Origin of the sequence: Pseudomonas synxantha (assembly GCF_900105675.1) — a bacterium.
In the GTDB taxonomy this organism is placed as follows: Bacteria; Pseudomonadota; Gammaproteobacteria; order Pseudomonadales; family Pseudomonadaceae; genus Aquipseudomonas; species Aquipseudomonas synxantha.
Window position 1 is genome coordinate 5,827,985 of the sequence record NZ_LT629786.1, and the last position, 16,405, is coordinate 5,844,389.

Annotated in this window: 16 protein-coding genes; 6 read left to right on the top strand and 10 right to left on the bottom strand. The window is 60.0% G+C overall.

Annotated elements, in window-relative coordinates; translation table 11 throughout:
- Nucleotides 1–102: 102 nt before the first annotated feature.
- On the top strand, nt 103–1,440 hold the full coding sequence (glpT, locus tag BLU48_RS27025; RefSeq protein WP_003195321.1) for a glycerol-3-phosphate transporter: 1,338 nt from the start codon (nt 103–105) through the stop codon (nt 1,438–1,440).
- Here glpT and BLU48_RS27030 read toward each other — a convergent pair.
- Together BLU48_RS27030 and BLU48_RS31900 are read right to left on the bottom strand one after the other, a co-directional pair.
- The gene (locus tag BLU48_RS27030) at nt 1,437–2,090 is read right to left on the bottom strand and encodes a gamma-glutamylcyclotransferase (protein WP_046070022.1); all 654 of its coding nucleotides are present in this window, start codon (nt 2,088–2,090) and stop codon (nt 1,437–1,439) included. The genes glpT and BLU48_RS27030 overlap by 4 nt on opposite strands.
- A gap of 92 nt (nt 2,091–2,182) precedes the next feature.
- Nucleotides 2,183–2,326: a hypothetical protein gene (locus BLU48_RS31900; protein WP_156422413.1), complete on the bottom strand. Its 144-nt coding sequence runs from the start codon at nt 2,324–2,326 to the stop codon at nt 2,183–2,185.
- A gap of 187 nt (nt 2,327–2,513) precedes the next feature.
- Between BLU48_RS31900 and BLU48_RS27035 the strand changes: the two genes are divergently transcribed.
- Nucleotides 2,514–2,996 (top strand): hypothetical protein, encoded by a 483-nt coding sequence (locus BLU48_RS27035; RefSeq protein ID WP_057022756.1) that lies wholly within the window; start codon nt 2,514–2,516, stop codon nt 2,994–2,996.
- A gap of 112 nt (nt 2,997–3,108) precedes the next feature.
- Here BLU48_RS27035 and BLU48_RS27040 read toward each other — a convergent pair whose 3' ends face one another.
- From BLU48_RS27040 to BLU48_RS27065, 6 genes are all read right to left on the bottom strand, one after another.
- Complete coding sequence (locus tag BLU48_RS27040; RefSeq protein WP_057022755.1) at nt 3,109–4,077, bottom strand: CDP-6-deoxy-delta-3,4-glucoseen reductase; 969 nt, start codon at nt 4,075–4,077, stop codon at nt 3,109–3,111.
- A complete protein-coding gene (gene ubiD / locus BLU48_RS27045) occupies nt 4,077–5,543 on the bottom strand; it encodes a 4-hydroxy-3-polyprenylbenzoate decarboxylase (RefSeq protein ID WP_057022754.1) in 1,467 nt (488 codons plus the stop codon). The genes BLU48_RS27040 and ubiD overlap by 1 nt, the downstream gene beginning before the upstream one ends.
- Before the next feature lie 59 nt (nt 5,544–5,602).
- Nucleotides 5,603–7,585, bottom strand: coding sequence for an acyltransferase family protein (locus BLU48_RS27050; RefSeq protein ID WP_057022753.1), 1,983 nt, complete (start codon nt 7,583–7,585; stop codon nt 5,603–5,605).
- Between the two features lie 155 nt (nt 7,586–7,740).
- Nucleotides 7,741–9,000, bottom strand: a complete 1,260-nt coding sequence (gene rho, locus BLU48_RS27055) for a transcription termination factor Rho (protein WP_003176825.1) — start codon at nt 8,998–9,000, stop codon at nt 7,741–7,743.
- Nucleotides 9,001–9,235: 235 nt separating this feature from the next.
- Nucleotides 9,236–9,565, bottom strand: coding sequence for a thioredoxin TrxA (gene trxA, locus BLU48_RS27060; protein WP_003213989.1), 330 nt, complete (start codon nt 9,563–9,565; stop codon nt 9,236–9,238).
- Between the two features lie 120 nt (nt 9,566–9,685).
- Entirely contained in the window at nt 9,686–10,381 is a 696-nt protein-coding gene (locus BLU48_RS27065; RefSeq protein ID WP_057022752.1) for a FadR/GntR family transcriptional regulator, read from the bottom strand.
- 253 nt (nt 10,382–10,634) lie between these two features.
- On the opposite strand from BLU48_RS27065, the gene BLU48_RS27070 reads away from it, so the two are divergent.
- From BLU48_RS27070 to BLU48_RS27085, 4 genes are read left to right on the top strand one after another with little or no spacing between them, the layout of a single operon-like run.
- Nucleotides 10,635–11,420: a transporter substrate-binding domain-containing protein gene (locus BLU48_RS27070; protein ID WP_057011371.1), complete on the top strand. Its 786-nt coding sequence runs from the start codon at nt 10,635–10,637 to the stop codon at nt 11,418–11,420.
- A gap of 14 nt (nt 11,421–11,434) precedes the next feature.
- Nucleotides 11,435–12,103 (top strand): amino acid ABC transporter permease, encoded by a 669-nt coding sequence (locus tag BLU48_RS27075; protein WP_057022751.1) that lies wholly within the window; start codon nt 11,435–11,437, stop codon nt 12,101–12,103.
- Nucleotides 12,100–12,750 (top strand): amino acid ABC transporter permease, encoded by a 651-nt coding sequence (locus BLU48_RS27080; protein ID WP_057022750.1) that lies wholly within the window; start codon nt 12,100–12,102, stop codon nt 12,748–12,750. The genes BLU48_RS27075 and BLU48_RS27080 overlap by 4 nt, the downstream gene beginning before the upstream one ends.
- Nucleotides 12,737–13,474: an amino acid ABC transporter ATP-binding protein gene (locus BLU48_RS27085; RefSeq protein WP_057022749.1), complete on the top strand. Its 738-nt coding sequence runs from the start codon at nt 12,737–12,739 to the stop codon at nt 13,472–13,474. The genes BLU48_RS27080 and BLU48_RS27085 overlap by 14 nt, the downstream gene beginning before the upstream one ends.
- On the opposite strand, the gene BLU48_RS27090 is transcribed toward BLU48_RS27085, so the two are convergent.
- Together BLU48_RS27090 and BLU48_RS27095 are read right to left on the bottom strand one after the other, a co-directional pair.
- Entirely contained in the window at nt 13,446–14,021 is a 576-nt protein-coding gene (locus BLU48_RS27090; protein ID WP_231989001.1) for a DUF1120 domain-containing protein, read from the bottom strand. The genes BLU48_RS27085 and BLU48_RS27090 overlap by 29 nt on opposite strands.
- Nucleotides 13,987–16,401 (bottom strand): fimbria/pilus outer membrane usher protein, encoded by a 2,415-nt coding sequence (locus BLU48_RS27095; protein ID WP_057022748.1) that lies wholly within the window; start codon nt 16,399–16,401, stop codon nt 13,987–13,989. Before BLU48_RS27095 ends, BLU48_RS27090 begins: the two co-directional genes overlap by 35 nt.
- Nucleotides 16,402–16,405: the final 4 nt, after the last annotated feature.

The window sequence follows — 16,405 nt, forward strand, 5'->3', positions numbered from 1 at the left end:
GCTCCCCTTTCCTGTGTTTGCAGATAAGAGGCGATGCTATTTTCGGTAACGAAACTGTAACATTCGCATCCGCAGTCAAAACAAGAAATTTGGAGCTCTTGAATGTTTGCTTTCTTTCGTCCTGCCGCACACCAGGCGCCCCTGCCTGAAGAAAAAATAGACAGTACCTACCGACGCCTGCGCTGGCAGATCTTTGCCGGTATTTTCTTCGGTTACGCCGGCTATTATCTGCTGCGCAAAAACTTCTCTCTGGCCATGCCCTACCTGATCGACGAGGGTTATACCCGCGGTGAACTGGGCCTGGCGATGTCGGCGATTGCGATTGCCTACGGCTTGTCCAAGTTCCTCATGGGCCTGGTCTCCGACCGCTCCAACCCACGCTACTTCCTGCCCTTCGGCCTGCTGGTTTCAGCGGGTGTGATGTTCATTTTCGGTTTCGCACCCTGGGCAACGTCCAGCGTGACCATGATGTTCATCTTGCTGTTCATCAACGGCTGGGCCCAAGGCATGGGCTGGCCGCCGAGTGGACGAACCATGGTGCACTGGTGGTCGCAGAAAGAACGCGGCGGCGTGGTGTCGGTATGGAACGTGGCGCACAACGTCGGCGGCGGCCTGATCGGCCCGCTGTTCCTGCTGGGCATGGCGTGGTTCAACGACTGGCATGCGGCGTTCTATGTGCCGGCTACGGTGGCCTTGGCGGTGGCGGCGTTTGCCTTCATCACCATGCGCGACACCCCGCAATCGGTGGGCCTGCCACCGATCGAGCAGTACAAGAACGATTACCCGGAAGGCTACGACGCCAGCCACGAAGACGAATTCAGCGCCAAGGAAATCTTCGTCAAGTATGTGCTGCGCAACAAAATGCTCTGGTACATCGCTTTCGCCAACGTGTTCGTCTACCTGCTGCGCTACGGCGTACTGGACTGGGCGCCGACCTACTTGAAAGAAGCCAAGCACTTCACGGTCGATAAGTCGTCCTGGGCGTATTTCTTCTACGAGTGGGCAGGTATCCCGGGCACGCTGTTGTGCGGATGGATGTCGGACAAGATCTTTCGTGGCAACCGCGGCCTGACCGGTATCGTGTTCATGGCCCTGGTGACCGTGGCGACCCTGGTTTACTGGCTCAACCCGCCGGGCAACCCGATGATCGACATGATCGCGCTGTTCTCCATCGGCTTCCTGATCTACGGCCCGGTCATGCTGATCGGCCTGCAGGCGCTGGAACTGGCACCGAAGAAAGCCGCCGGCACCGCAGCGGGCTTCACTGGTTTGTTCGGTTACCTGGGTGGTTCGGTGGCAGCCAGTGCGGCCATGGGCTACACGGTTGACCATTTCGGCTGGGACGGTGGGTTCGTGTTGCTGATCGGTGCCTGCGTACTGGCGATCGCGTTCCTGATCCCCACGCTGTGGCACACCAACAGCGTCAGCTCGGCGCGTTAAGCGCCCGGGCAATCCTTGGCACAGCGCTTGAGCCGCGCCTCCAGGTTCTTATCTGGCATGGCGTGGCTACGCAGGGCGTTCACGGTCTGCTCGACATAATCGCGAGTGGTGCCGTAACGCCCGCAAGCGCTTTGCAGCACGTGATTGAGCACAATATCGGGCAAGTTCCCGGCATAGCTGGGCAAGTGCCGCTCCAACACAAACCCCAACGCCTGCACGGTACTGCCATCTTCCAATCGGCAGCTGAGCCAGTGCGGCCGATAAGAAGGGTAAGGCATCTCGCGCTGCCATAAGGCGTACAGCGAGGCCTCCAACTGGTCCTCCGGCAAGCGGTAGGCAAACCCGCTGCAGGATCCGCCGCGATCCAGCCCGAACACCAACCCCGGCAACTCCGGCGTACCCCGATGCTCGTGGGACCACAGGTACAAGCCGCGGTGATAACCGTGAACCCGTGCGCGCACCCGTTCGGTCGACGAACATTCAGGGCGCCAGATCAGCGAACCATAGGCAAACAGCCACACCGGCCCACCCTTGTGCCGGGCCATAGTGGCCTGCATCGAGCTCATTAATTGTTCGTGAGTGAGTTGCGGCCCAAGATCGAGCCGCGGAGGGTAAGCCAACTGCAAAAGATCGGTTTCAATGGCGGTCATGGCAAAAAGCGGTGCGCCTCCTGTGTGTTACCAGTTGTAAGCGACTTTACCGTAAATAAAACGCGCCGCTGTAACCGTACGGCGAAAAAGTGCTATAGGCCAGATTGCCGCCGCGCCAATACGGCGCCCAGCTCATCGGGGCCGGTGCTGCTTAGCGCTTCGCCGGTGATCAAGTCGATTGGCAACAGCGAAGCACTGGCCATGCGCCCGTTGCCATATAGCTTAAAGACATTCATCAGCCAGAATAAATACCTTAAAAGAATAAGAAAAAGCATAAGCACGCCCGCCCACTCGTCAGGATCTAAACCGGTAATTTCGGTAATTTCAGCCCCGGTTCAGCCTGGGCACGCGCCAAGCAGTCAAAATAGCGCACACATTACGACCCACTTAGCCGCTCATCACATCGACTATCGAGGTCGCTCCATGAAGACATTCCGCTTGCCTGGCCTGTTGTTCCTGGCCCAGGCCACCACCGCACTGGCTACCGAAACCCCACCCACCAATGACGACAAGGGCTTCTGGTATGCCCAGACCAGTGTCTACACCCGGCACTTCGCACCCGACCCGGAGCACAACAACAAGCAGGATTTGATCGGCCTGGAACGCAACGAGGCGTCGGGCCTGGTGTATGGCGGGGTGACCTTTCGCAACTCGTTCCGCCAGCGCTCGTACTACGCCTACGCGGGCAAGCGCTATGACATGGCCGACTACCCGGTGTATGCGAAATTGACCGGCGGACTGCTCCAGGGCTATCGCGGCGAATATCGCGACAAGATCCCATTGAACCGATTCGGCGTGGCGCCGGTGATCATTCCGTCGGTGGGTACCCACTATGGGCCGGTGGCGGCGGAGCTGGTGCTGCTGGGGTTCAATGCAGCGATGGTGACGACCGGCGTACGATTCTGACACTGACACGGCACGTGTCTACTGTGGGAGCTGGCTTGCGTGCGATAGCGGTGTTGGCTGACAGACCGCTATCGCAGGCAAGCCAGCTCCCACATGGATTCAACTTGAGTCTTTAGGGCCGTGGAGCGTAGGCGAACACATCGGCACGCATGCGGTGCGCATCCATGCCGGCGTTGACCAGTGCGTCCAGGGTGCCGTAGATCATCGCCGGCGAACCGCTGGCATAGACATGCACGCTATTGAGGTCGGCAATGTCCTCGCACACCGCTTCATGCAGCAAGCCACAGCGGCCTTCCCAGCCACACAGGTCGCTGACCACCTTGTGCAGGAACAGGTTGGGCAATTGCTGCCATTGCTCCCAATGCTCAATCTGGTAGAAATCTTCCGGGCGGCGTACGCCCCAGTACAGGTGCACCGGGTGCTTGAAGCCGGAAGCGCGGCAATGCTCGATCAGGCTGTGCATCTGCGCCATGCCCGTGCCGGCAGCCATCAACACCAGCGGCCCGTCCGGCAACTCGGCCAGGTGGGTGTCACCGAAAGGCAGTTCGACGCGAGCCATCTGGTTGCGCTGCAATTGCTCGATGAGGTTGCGCGCACTGTCCTCACGGGCCAGTACATGCAGCTCCAGCTCACGTCCGGCATGGGGCGCCGAGGCCAGGGAAAACGCCGATTTCTCGCCATTCTCCCGCTCGATCATCAGGTATTGCCCGGCGTGGTAACGCACTGCCTTGCCCGCCGGGGCACGCAGGCGTACACGCCACACATCGCCGCCGACGTCTAAGCACTCAATTAATTGGCACGACAATTTGCGCAACGGCAACTCTCCCGGCGCCAGTACCCCATCCCACAACACAACGCAGTCCTCCAAGGGTTCGGCAATACAGGTGAAGAATTCACCATGATCACGCACCTCGCCGGCTTGGCGTACCCGCCCTTCCACCAGCAACGCCGCACACACATGGCATACACCATTGCGGCAGGCTTGGGGGCACTCATAGCCCAGGCGACGTGCGCCGTCGAGGATTCGCTCGCCAGGGTCCAGCTCCAGCACAGCGCCGGAAGGTTGCAGGGTTACACGCATCAATCTATTCCCAATTCTTTCCAGATCGCATCGACACGCGCCGTGACGGCTTCATCCTTGACGATCACCCGGCCCCACTCGCGAGTGGTCTCACCCGGCCACTTGTGGGTGGCATCCAGGCCCATTTTCGAGCCCAGCCCCGAGACCGGCGAGGCGAAGTCGAGGTAGTCGATCGGCGTGTTATCGATCATCACCGTGTCGCGCTTGGGGTCCATGCGCGTGGTGATGGCCCAGATCACGTCGTTCCAGTCACGGGCATTGATGTCGTCGTCAGTGACGATAACGAACTTGGTGTACATGAACTGTCGCAAAAACGACCACACACCCAACATGACCCGCTTGGCATGTCCCGGGTACGACTTCTTCATGGTCACGATCGCCATGCGGTACGAGCAACCTTCCGGCGGCAGGTAGAAGTCGGTGATTTCGGGGAATTGCTTTTGCAGGATCGGCACGAACACTTCGTTGAGCGCCACGCCGAGGATGGCCGGCTCATCCGGCGGGCGGCCCGTGTAGGTACTGTGGTAGATCGGCTTGATCCGATGGGTGATGCGCTCGACGGTAAATACCGGGAAGCTATCGACTTCGTTGTAGTAGCCGGTGTGATCGCCATAAGGGCCTTCATCGGCCATCTCGCCCGGGTGAATCACGCCCTCGAGAATGATTTCGGCGGTGGCCGGCACTTGCAGGTCGTTACCGCGGCACTTGACCAATTCGGTGCGGTTACCGCGCAGCAAACCGGCGAAGGCGTATTCGGACAGGCTGTCGGGCACAGGCGTCACGGCGCCGAGGATGGTGGCCGGATCGGCGCCCAAAGCGACTGAAACCGGAAATGGCTGGCCGGGGTGCTTCTCGCACCACTCACGGAAGTCGAGAGCGCCGCCACGGTGACTCAGCCAGCGCATGATCACCTTGTTGCGGCCGATGACTTGCTGACGGTAGATGCCGAGGTTCTGGCGGTCCTTGTTCGGGCCCTTGGTGACGGTCAGGCCCCACGTAATCAGCGGCCCAACGTCGCCCGGCCAGCAGGTCTGCACCGGGAGCATGGCCAGGTCTACATCATCGCCCTCGATGACCACTTCCTGGCATACCGCGTCCTTGACCACCTTGGGGGCCATGGCAATGATCTTGCGGAAGATCGGCAGCTTCGACCAGGCGTCCTTCAAGCCCTTGGGCGGCTCGGGCTCCTTGAGAAAGGCCAGCAACTTGCCGATCTCGCGCAGTTCGCTGACCGACTCGGCGCCCATGCCAAAGGCCACACGCTCGGGGGTCCCGAACAGGTTGCCCAGTACCGGAATGTCAAAGCCAGTCGGTTTTTCGAACAACAGCGCCGGGCCCTTGCTGCGCAAGGTGCGGTCGCAAATCTCAGTCATTTCCAGCACCGGAGAAATCGGCATCTGGATACGTTTCAACTCTCCGCGCTGCTCAAGTTGCTGCACGAAATCCCGAAGATCCTTGAATTTCATTAACCATGCCACCCGTAAAATAGGCGTACATCCTACCTGCTCTGAGGGCGGCTGGCAGCTTAATTGGCCGTCAGCCCTCGTGATTGCAAGGAACTGAACAATGGTTCCAGGAAGGCTTCGATGTGCCGGGCACCAACGTCTGACAGATGGTTATCGTCGGTATACAACGCTCGACCATTGAGTTCGACCCGGCACAAACCATCGGCGCCGCACAGCAGGGGCGCAGGGTCCAGCACCTTGACACCGCTGTCGCCCGCCGCCAGTTCGTCAAACAACTGCGTGATAAAGGCCTGGCGCTTCACATGCTCGGCTATGGCGAGCCCTTCACCGTCCACTGGACGGTTCATCATCGCCAGGCGGCTGAGACGGTAAGGCACGATGATCTCCTGCAGCGGCACTTCCTTGACCAGCCAGACCTTATGGCCGGCAGCACGCAAGCCCTGGATGCGTTCACGAAGGCCTTGGGCGAAGCGTTGCTCGGCGACAGCACGCACATACTGGCCAGTGCCGGGATCCTTAAGCGCATGCTCCTTGTCACCCGACATTTGCCCATAGACGTACAGGCTCCAACGGGCCGCCAGCACCACGTCGCTGAACGCCTGCTCGGTCATGGCCTTTTCGACGCGACGGTTGAAGTGCGCGCATCGAGCGATATTCTCCAGGCCGTCCAGCGGGATACAGCCGGCAAAACTGGCCTCTACCAGGCTGATATCGTGGCGATCAGCCCCCTCTCTGAGCGCGGGTATCAGCGCAGTGGCGTGACTGTCGCCCCATACCAGCGCTGAAACAGATTGGCTTCTCGGACCGAAATGGCAGAACAGCCGATCATCGGGGGTGTCTTTGTCAGCCATGCACGCCAGCAGGTCCGGGCTCCACTTCTTGGCCTGGGCAAAACGCAATGCCTGTTCGGACAAGCGCGAAGGCACACCGTCGAACTCACGTATCGCCAGGCCGGTAAAGCCAAGTGCCAGGATGCCGACCAAGGCTGATGCCAGAATCGCCTTGCGTCCGGCCAGCAGGCGTTTTTCCCGGAACGGCGTTTCCACGAAGCGCCAGGACAGGTAGCCCAGCACCAGCGACAGCAGCATCAATCCGGCCAGTTCCAGGGCGCTCAATCCATCCACTGCGGCATAGTTGGCGTACACGAAAACCGGCCAGTGCCAGAGGTACCAGGAATAGGAAATCAGCCCGATACCCACCATCACCCGCGTACTCAACAGACGCCCGACCCAGGTCTGCTGCTGGCCGTTGGCCCAGATCAAGCCGACGACACCCAGCACAGGCAATAGAGCGGTTGCACCGGGAAACGGCGTTTTTGCGTCATAACCCAGCACAGCGATCAGAATCAGTGCCATGGATGCCAGGCTGACCCCTTGCGCCAAAGCGGGCGAAGCGCGCCACTCACGCTTGGGCAACACTGCCAGCATCGCGCCGGCCAGCAATTCCCAGGCGCGCAGATGCAGCAGGAAGAAAGCTTTTTGCGGCTCATGCTCAACCGCCCAGACGCTCATGCCGAAAGACCCGAGCAACACCGCGAACAGCGCCAGGCGCCAGTGTTTCAGGCGGCTCGACAGCAACGCCAGCAACAGCGGGAAGAAGATATAGAACTGCTCCTCTACCGCCAGCGACCAGGTATGCAGCAAGGGTTTGATGTCTGAAGACACATCGAAATAGCCATGCTGACGCGAGAACAGCAAGTTGGAGGTAAACGTCACCTGATAGTGCGCCGACCGGCCCAACTCCTCGTAGTCCTTGGGCGCCAACAGAAACCAACCCACTGCCAGTGTCGCGGCGATCATCACAAACAGCGCGGGCAAGATACGCCGGGCGCGGCGAGCCCAGAAGTCGATGAAACTGAAGCGGCCAGCCTGGCGCTCACGCCAGATAATTGACGTAATTAAAAAGCCGGAAATGACGAAAAACACATCAACGCCAACAAAACCGCCAGTAATGCCAGGAACGCCAAAATGAAATAACACGACTGCGAGGACAGCGATGGCACGCAGGCCGTCGATGTCTCTGCGGTAAGCAAGAGTGGTCATAAGAATGTGATCAGTCTGTGACGAAAGGAGTTAGCGTAGTCACGCGTCAATTTTTGTTACTTAACGGATACTTATGCCACAAATGCCGCAGAATCTCGACGCATAAAAAAAGGCGCCCTTGAGGGGCGCCATTTTTTTGGACCTGAAACGCCGTATTACTTGCGCTTCATCGACAAGAAGAACTCGTCGTTGGTCTTGGTGGTTTTCAGCTTATCGATCAGGAATTCGATGGCAGCCACTTCGTCCATCGGGTGCAGCAGCTTGCGCAGGATCCACATACGCTGCAGTTCGTCGTCTGCGGTCAGCAACTCTTCGCGGCGGGTGCCGGAACGGTTGATGTTGATCGCAGGGAACACACGCTTTTCAGCGATCCGACGGTCCAGGGGCAGTTCCATGTTACCGGTACCCTTGAACTCTTCGTAGATCACTTCGTCCATCTTCGAACCAGTCTCGACCAGCGCGGTGGCGATGATGGTCAGGGAGCCGCCTTCCTCGATGTTGCGCGCAGCACCGAAGAAACGCTTGGGCTTCTCCAGGGCGTGGGCATCAACACCACCGGTCAGCACCTTGCCGGAGCTTGGGATCACGGTGTTGTAGGCACGCGCCAGACGGGTGATGGAGTCAAGCAGGATCACTACGTCTTTCTTGTGTTCGACCAGGCGCTTGGCCTTCTCGATCACCATCTCGGCAACCTGCACGTGGCGGGTTGGCGGTTCATCGAACGTCGAGGCAACCACTTCGCCGCGCACGGTGCGTTGCATTTCGGTCACTTCTTCCGGACGCTCATCGATCAACAGCACGATCAGGTGAACTTCAGGGTTATTACGCGCGATGTTCGCTGCGATGTTCTGCAGCATGATGGTCTTGCCGGCTTTCGGCGGTGCGACGATCAGGCCACGCTGGCCCTTGCCGATCGGGGCGCACAGATCGATCACACGACCGGTCAGGTCTTCGGTGGAACCGTTGCCGGCTTCCATCTTCATGCGCACGGTCGGGAACAGCGGGGTCAGGTTCTCGAAGAGAATCTTGTTTTTCGCGTTCTCGGGGCGATCGAAGTTGATCGTGTCGACCTTGAGCAGGGCGAAATAACGCTCGCCTTCCTTCGGAGGACGGATCTTGCCAACGATGGTGTCACCGGTGCGCAAGTTGAAGCGACGGATCTGGCTCGGCGAGACGTAGATGTCGTCTGGGCCGGCGAGATAGGAGGCGTCTGCGGAGCGGAGGAAGCCGAAGCCGTCCTGGAGAATCTCCAGCACGCCATCACCGGAGATTTCCTCGCCGCTTTTCGCGTGCTTCTTGAGCAGGGAGAAAATCACGTCCTGCTTGCGCGAACGGGCCATATTTTCTATGCCCATTTCTTCGGCCAGCTGGAGCAGGTCGGTAATCGGCTTTTGCTTGAGTTCAGTCAGATTCATATAGGAATGACGTAATCATTTTATGGAGGGGGGAAATTAAGCTTTTGGCTTAATGAGGCCGCGCCGCAGAGAAGGCGACAGGATCGCGTACTAATCGAAAAGGAATGCGTCGGCGACGGCTTGCAGGGGGCAGTGGAGAAACCAGTGCGGGGCCGAATGTACCACCTGAATTTCTGAGCGTCTAGCCCTGTTTCACGAAAAAGCCCCGCGATTTGCGGGGCTTTTTCGACAACGCTTAAATGTTCGCGTCGAGGAAAGCTTGCAGCTGGGACTTCGACAGTGCGCCCACTTTAGTGGCTTCGACGTTGCCGTTCTTGAACAGCATCAGCGTAGGAATGCCGCGCACGCCATGCTTGGCTGGGGTTTCCTGGTTGTCGTCGATGTTCAGCTTGGCGATGGTCAACTTGCCTTCGTAGGTGGTTGCAATGTCGTCCAGGACCGGAGCGATCATTTTGCAAGGGCCACACCATTCAGCCCAGTAGTCAACCAGCACCGGGCCTTGAGCCTTGAGTACTTCGGCCTCAAAGGTCGCGTCGGTGACGTGCTTGATAAGATCGTTGCTCATGGATGTCTCCGGAATGTAAGCAAAAAAAACGTTGCTCATCATAGCTGCCCTTCCCCCGTTCAGGAAGCCGCGTCTGATTGAGTCTTGCTATGGCGCTGCATGAGTGTGGGTATGACCCACTCACGACGTGACGGGCGTCACAAATGCTATGCCGGTGCGCAATGCCGCCTTGCGCACGTGTTCCTGCATGGCTTTCTGTGCCGCTGTACTGGTACGCCGGGCCAGGGCGCGCAGGATTTTGCGATGTTCCTGCCAGGTCTCCATGGCACGTTCCGGCCGGATGAACGGTAGTTTCTGGCTTTCCAGGAACATCTCGGCGCAGGCACTGAAAATGCTCACCATCGCCTGGTTGCCGCTGGCCAGCAGGATGCGCCGGTGAAAGTCGAAGTCCAGGCCGGCGGCGGCTTCGAAGTTGCCGGCCTTGAGCATTTTGCGCATTGCTTCGACATTGTCTTCCAGGCCGTCCAGCTCGTCGATGGTCAGTGTCACCGCTGCCAACCCCGCCGCAAATCCTTCCAATGCGTACCGCAGCTGGAAAATCTCCGTTGGCGTGGCCTGCGCCGCGAAGGGCCAGGCGAACCCCGGCGCGTCCTGCAGGCCTTGCACGAATACGCCCTTACCCGGCTGCACGCTGACCACGCCCAAGGCGCTCAGAGACGACAACGCCTCGCGCAACGACGCTCGGCTCACCCCTAATTGCATCGCCAGGTCACGCTGGGAAGGCAACGCATCGCCCGGCCCGAAACCCTGCTCCTTAATCAGCTTGCGGATGGCTTGCAGGGCCGCCTCCGGTACGGCTTGGGCGATCGAATTCATAAAAACCAGGTTTCCAGATCACTGTGCAGCTAGTTGTAAAGCTATTTACAACCGGCTGCAAGCCACGCCCCAAAGGGGCTCGCACGGTTTTATCGGCGCCCGAAAAGAGTGCGAAACGGGCAACAACTGTTCAGACCAGTAAGACCGCCGCCGCCCAGCAAAACCAAGCGTTGCAGGCCATTACAAGAGGAGTGGCATGGGCTGTGCACTGAGCAAATCCAGAAAATCCCTTCGCCTTTCTCGGAGAGTTGTCATGACCAAGCGCTACAGCGCCCTGCTCACTGCCCTGTTTGCCAGCCTGATGCTGAGCCAGGCTCCCGTCCAGGCTAATGGTCTGGATGACATCGTCGCCCGTGGCACCCTTAAGGTCGCCGTGCCCCAGGACTTCCCGCCATTTGGTTCGGTCGGCCCCGACATGCAACCACGGGGGCTGGACATCGACACCGCCAAGCTGCTGGCCGACCAACTCAAGGTCAAGCTGGAGCTGACCCCGGTCAACAGTACCAACCGTATTCCGTTCCTCACCACCGGCAAGGTCGACCTGGTGATCTCCAGCCTGGGCAAAAACCCCGAGCGTGAAAAGGTCATCGACTTCTCCAAGGCCTACGCCCCGTTCTACCTGGCCGTGTTCGGGCCGCCCGAGGCCGCCATTGGCAGCACCGATGACCTCAAGGGCAAGACCATCAGCGTGACCCGTGGTGCCATCGAGGATATCGAGCTGACCGCGGTGGCACCCAAGGAAGCCACGATCAAGCGCTTCGAGGACAACAACTCGACCATCGCCGCCTACCTGGCCGGCCAGGTCGACCTGATCGCCAGCGGCAACGTGGTCATGGTCGCCATCAGCGAACGCAACCCCAAACGCGTACCTGCGCTGAAGGTAAAACTCAAGGATTCACCGGTGTACGTGGGCGTGAACAAGAACGAGCCGGCGTTGCTGGAGAAGGTCAACCAGATCCTGGTCACGGCCAAGGCTGACGGCAGCCTGGAAAAGAATGCACTGCAGTGGCTGAAAGAACCGCTGCCTGCCGATCTCTGATGCGGAGCTGACAGATGGCCTATCAATTCGACTTCGTGCCAGTGCTGGCCAATACCGACCTGCTGCTGCGCGGCGCACTGTTCACCCTGGAGCTGACGGCCATCGGCGCGATCCTCGGGGTAGCCCTGGGCACCCTCGGCGCCGTGGCAAGGGCATGGAGGATCCAGCCGTTTGCGTGGATCTTTGGTGTGTATGTTGAATTGATCCGCAACACACCCTTCCTGGTGCAGTTGTTCTTCATCTTCTTCGGCCTGCCGTCCCTGGGGTTGAAGATCACCGAGTGGCAAGCGGCGGTGCTGGCAATGGTGATCAACCTCGGGGCCTACTCCACCGAGATCATCCGCGCCGGGATCCAGGCCATCCCGCGCGGGCAACTGGAAGCGGCTGCAGCGTTGGCGATGACGCGCTTCGAAGCGTTCCGCCATGTGGTGTTGCTGCCGGCGCTGGGCAAGGTGTGGCCGGCCCTGAGCAGCCAGATCATTATCGTGATGCTGGGTTCGGCGGTGTGTTCGCAGATCGCGACTGAAGAATTGAGCTTTGCCGCCAACTTTATCCAGTCGCGCAATTTCCGTGCATTTGAAACCTATGCCCTGACCACCCTTGTTTACCTGTGCATGGCGCTGATGATTCGCCAATTGCTCAACTGGATCGGCCGGCGATTTGTGATGAGGAACAGCCGATGAGTGAGTTCACCTTGTGGGACATCGTGCGCAACCTGTTCACTGGCCTGCAATGGACGCTGCTCTTGTCAGTGGTGGCGTTCGTGGGCGGCGGCCTGATCGGCCTGCTGGTGATGACGATGCGCATCAGCCGTGCAGCGTTCCTGCGCAATAGTGCCCGCACCTATATCGAACTGTTCCAGGGCACGCCGTTGCTGATGCAGTTGTTCCTGGTGTTCTTCGGCGTTGCCCTGCTCGGCGTGGATATATCGCCCTGGCTGGCTGCGGCAATCGCCTTGACCCTGTTCACCAGCGCTTACCTGGCCGAAATCTGGCGCGGCTGCGTGGACTCCATCGCCCACGGCCAATGGGAGGCCTCCGCCAGCCTGGCCCTGAACCCACTTGAACAACTGCGCTATGTGATCCTGCCGCAAGCGCTGCGCATTGCCGTCGCGCCCACAGTGGGCTTTTCGGTGCAGGTGGTCAAAGGCACCGCCGTGACCTCCATCATCGGCTTCACAGAACTGACCAAGACCGGGGGCATGCTCGCCAATGCCACCTTCGAGCCCTTCATGGTCTATGGCCTGGTGGCCCTCGGTTATTTCCTGCTCTGCTACCCCTTATCCCTCAGTGCGCGCTACCTGGAAAGGAGACTGCATGCCTCTGCTTAGAATTTCGGCCCTGCATAAGTATTACGGCGATCACCACGTCCTCAAGGGCATTGACCTGACGGTGGATGAAGGCCAGGTGGTGGCGATCATCGGCCGCAGCGGCTCGGGCAAGTCCACCTTGCTGCGTACCCTCAACGGCCTGGAGTCGATCAACGACGGCGTGATCGAAGTCGACGGCGAATACCTGGATGCCGCCCGCGCCGACCTGCGCAGCCTGCGGCAGAAAGTCGGCATGGTGTTCCAGCAGTTCAACCTGTTTCCGCATTTGAGCGTTGGTGAAAACGTAATGCTGGCGCCGCAGGTGGTGCAGAAAGTGCCCAAGGCCAAGGCGGCCCAACTGGCAAGGCAGATGCTCGAGCGGGTCGGGCTGGGCGAGAAGTTCGACGCCTTCCCCGATCGCTTGTCCGGTGGCCAGCAGCAACGGGTGGCCATTGCCCGGGCATTGGCGATGTCACCCAAGGTGCTCTTGTGCGATGAGATTACGTCGGCCCTGGACCCGGAACTGGTCAATGAAGTGCTCAGTGTGGTGCGCCAGCTGGCCCAGGACGGCATGACCCTGATCATGGTGACCCACGAAATGCGCTTTGCCCGGGAAGTCGGCGACAAACTGGTGTTCATGCACCAGGGCAAAGTGCATGAAACCGGCGACCCGAAAATGTTGTTTGCCAACCCAAGAACCGCCGAGCTTGCCAATTTCATTGGCTCGGTGGAACAGCCGAGCTGACCAGCTCAAAGCTGCCCTGCCCCTCCAAGTGGATCTCACTGCGCACCGCCAAGGCATCGGAGGGCAGTTCGGTATGGATATCCACCAGGGCAGTGAGCCGCCGACCGACCACCGGCCCGCCTGCTGCGTGCGCCACCACCGCCTGGCCGGGCAGCAATTGGCCGCTGGCTGGCGCGCCAGGCACATGGGCAACCGCCCAATCGACAGGGCGGCCGTCCACTTGGGCATTTTTGAGACTCAACCGGTAACGCCCCTCGCGACCAAACCGAAAACCCTGTCCATCGGCGGCAATGCCAACAAAACGCAGGGCCATGGCCGCTGGCTCAATGCAGAGTACATTCACGCTGATCGAACGGACAGTCAGCATCACTGTGGTGCTTTGAGCCTCTGCACCCCTGCGTATCGAGCCATAGTCGATGCGCGGCTGACTCAGCGACAGGCGACAGTTTTCAGCCAACGCCTCAGACGGCGCCAGCAACGTGCAACATAGCGCCAAGGGCAGGCTTGCAGCCTTAACCACCTTGGCAAACCGCCGATGCGGCTTCATAGAATTTGTCATTGTCTGGCTTGGTCTCGGGGTCAATGTTCAACAGGCAAGTGGAAGAGTCCGGCAATGAAACCCGCAGGGTTTGCGACTCAGTGACGTCGTTGAGGAAAATCATGCCCTCGCCTACCACGCTGGTGATGAAACGATTGCCTTTGCCGAATACCGAGGCGCCCTGAGGTAATGGCCGGCCGTGCTGATCGTTCGCGGTGACCAGCATTCGACGCACTTTCACTACGTCGAAATCCACGGTATTGAACGAGCCTCGACCTGCGGCAAGTACCTGAGTGCCGTTTTTCAGGTCCACGCGCTTGGGCAACGATTGGGTCTGCACCTCGACTCGGCTGTTGGTGTAGGCCGGCAGGCTCGCGATCACTGCTTGCCCGCTGAAGTCGGTCCAGACCGGGCCCTGTGGTGTCTGGACTTTCGCGGAACCGATATCGCCGACCGAGACGACGCCGAACGTGTCCTGCACGGTATAAGGCGAGAAGGTCAGGCCGCCTGGGTGAGCCACTGCTCCGCCCTGCAACTGCCCTGTGTAGCTGGTGCCCAGGGGATCGCGGCTGACGCCCAGGCCGACCCGGGTATAGCGTGGCAGCAGGTCCACCTGGCCCCGCACCGATTGCTCCCGGGCCCGGATGTCGCGCTCGACGCCTACTTCGTAATTCACATACTCGTTGACCCTTTCGCTCAGCGCAGTCCCCGCGGTGAACTGGTCCCCACGGCGACTGGTGAAGCTGCTTACACGACGATCCCCTCCCAGCGGCACACTGACCTGCAACCGCAAGGACAGGTCGTTACCCAGGGAACTGTCAGGCCCACTGTCGGCAAGTGAAGCGCCACGCCGGGTCCGAGTGCCACCCACCTGCGAATCTGCAATGATTGCAACATCGGCGTGGCCAAACGTCTTGTTCCAGGAGGCGAACACATGCTCGCTAGTTTGCCCGCCAAATTGAGCACTGCGTGTGTAGTTCAGAGAAAATATGCCCAGGGTAGAGTCGGACCAGCTCATGCCCGCCGTGTATTGGTTTTTGAAATGCGAGTTCAGTTCATCGGCTTTGAGCGAACGCCCCACGTCAGTGACTTCGCGGTAACCGCGCGTCTGGGTGGTTGCACTGAAGTTGACATCGATATTGGCAACCACCGGGCTGCTCGCGGACAGGCTGCTACGTGAACCGGACACGGCCTTTTGGCTGTCTCGGGACAGGTTATGTCGTGCGTTCACGGAAACCCGCTGGAAAAACACACTGCTGAGGCTGCCACCTGCAGCCCAATAGTCATCGGTGCTCAACAAACCAAAACCCGCGGATGAATCGCGCCCCAGCCCCCAGGTGCCACTGCCCATGGCGATCACCGGTGACGGGCCCTCTTCACCGGCGGTTCTGCGCAGTTCGCCAAGCGAGAAATAATACCCAGGCGCGGCCGGGGCAGCCCCTGCGAACGACGCCGCTGGTACGACAAAACTGCGCCTGGCGCCCCGCACGTCAATCACGCTGACTTCAAGATCACTGGTGCTGTTGAGCAGGGGCAATCCCGTCAACCGGAACGGCCCTTCGGGCACCAGGGTACTGTGGACCAACACGCCGGACTGGCGCACCTCAACCCGAGATTGGCTTTGGGCCAAACCCTCGACCACCGCATTGTTGTTGCCTGCGGGTATCCGGGACTGCCCATCGGGAAAAAACTGCAAGCCGGAGAGCTGGATGCCACCAAACAGCGGGTTATTGCTCGACAGCTGGCCCGCCTGGAAAGTCGAATGCAACGCGGCGATGTCCCGCTGCGCATAAGCATGCAGGTGTTCAGTGCGCGTCTTGCCGTTATCAGACACATAGAACTGGCGGCTGCGGACGATCCAGTCTTGCAGGTTGAAACCCGCTTCGGTATAGGCCGACACGAACCGTGTCGGCCCGCTGCGCGAGTGGCTGTCATATCCCAGCACGTCGTAGTTGAACAAGGCCGCCGCCCCGCCCCTGGAAAAACTTCCGGCTTCCCACTGCGGCTCACGCAGGGCCTGGGTGGGCACCACAAGCACCACTTCGTCAGTACCGGGGCGCAGGCGCACCATCGTCGCCGGAAACTGCCCGAGGAAATCATGACAAGCCTGGTCCGGCGTGACGCCTTCCAGAAGAATGCCCCGGGGCTTGACCAATCCAGCCTTCTCCAGCAGCCCGGGGGTGAAACACAGCCCCCCCTGTGCGTCGAACCGGGCATCTACCAATCCAAGGGGGTTTCCATTGACGCGCAACCCCACCACCTGGACGCCTTCGCGAAAGCGCGCCGCACTGCGGAAATAGTCGGAAACCTTGGGGTCTATACCGTGGGTTGTGAGCGCAGCAAGATCGAATCCCTCCCCGATCTCCAGCGCAGCCACGAGACCAGGCATGCTC

Excerpts from the sequence above, each read along its gene's own strand:
- glpT (WP_003195321.1), top strand. The coding sequence starts at position 103 with ATGTTTGCTTTCTTTCGTCCTGCCGCACACCAGGCGCCCCTGCCTGAA.
- BLU48_RS27030 (WP_046070022.1), bottom strand. The coding sequence starts at position 2,090 with ATGACCGCCATTGAAACCGATCTTTTGCAGTTGGCTTACCCTCCGCGG.
- BLU48_RS31900 (WP_156422413.1), bottom strand. The coding sequence starts at position 2,326 with ATGAATGTCTTTAAGCTATATGGCAACGGGCGCATGGCCAGTGCTTCG.
- BLU48_RS27035 (WP_057022756.1), top strand. The coding sequence starts at position 2,514 with ATGAAGACATTCCGCTTGCCTGGCCTGTTGTTCCTGGCCCAGGCCACC.
- BLU48_RS27040 (WP_057022755.1), bottom strand. The coding sequence starts at position 4,077 with ATGCGTGTAACCCTGCAACCTTCCGGCGCTGTGCTGGAGCTGGACCCT.
- ubiD (WP_057022754.1), bottom strand. The coding sequence starts at position 5,543 with ATGAAATTCAAGGATCTTCGGGATTTCGTGCAGCAACTTGAGCAGCGC.
- BLU48_RS27050 (WP_057022753.1), bottom strand. The coding sequence starts at position 7,585 with ATGACCACTCTTGCTTACCGCAGAGACATCGACGGCCTGCGTGCCATC.
- rho (WP_003176825.1), bottom strand. The coding sequence starts at position 9,000 with ATGAATCTGACTGAACTCAAGCAAAAGCCGATTACCGACCTGCTCCAG.
- trxA (WP_003213989.1), bottom strand. The coding sequence starts at position 9,565 with ATGAGCAACGATCTTATCAAGCACGTCACCGACGCGACCTTTGAGGCC.
- BLU48_RS27065 (WP_057022752.1), bottom strand. The coding sequence starts at position 10,381 with ATGAATTCGATCGCCCAAGCCGTACCGGAGGCGGCCCTGCAAGCCATC.
- BLU48_RS27070 (WP_057011371.1), top strand. The coding sequence starts at position 10,635 with ATGACCAAGCGCTACAGCGCCCTGCTCACTGCCCTGTTTGCCAGCCTG.
- BLU48_RS27075 (WP_057022751.1), top strand. The coding sequence starts at position 11,435 with ATGGCCTATCAATTCGACTTCGTGCCAGTGCTGGCCAATACCGACCTG.
- BLU48_RS27080 (WP_057022750.1), top strand. The coding sequence starts at position 12,100 with ATGAGTGAGTTCACCTTGTGGGACATCGTGCGCAACCTGTTCACTGGC.
- BLU48_RS27085 (WP_057022749.1), top strand. The coding sequence starts at position 12,737 with ATGCCTCTGCTTAGAATTTCGGCCCTGCATAAGTATTACGGCGATCAC.
- BLU48_RS27090 (WP_231989001.1), bottom strand. The coding sequence starts at position 14,021 with ATGAAGCCGCATCGGCGGTTTGCCAAGGTGGTTAAGGCTGCAAGCCTG.
- BLU48_RS27095 (WP_057022748.1), bottom strand. The coding sequence starts at position 16,401 with ATGCCTGGTCTCGTGGCTGCGCTGGAGATCGGGGAGGGATTCGATCTT.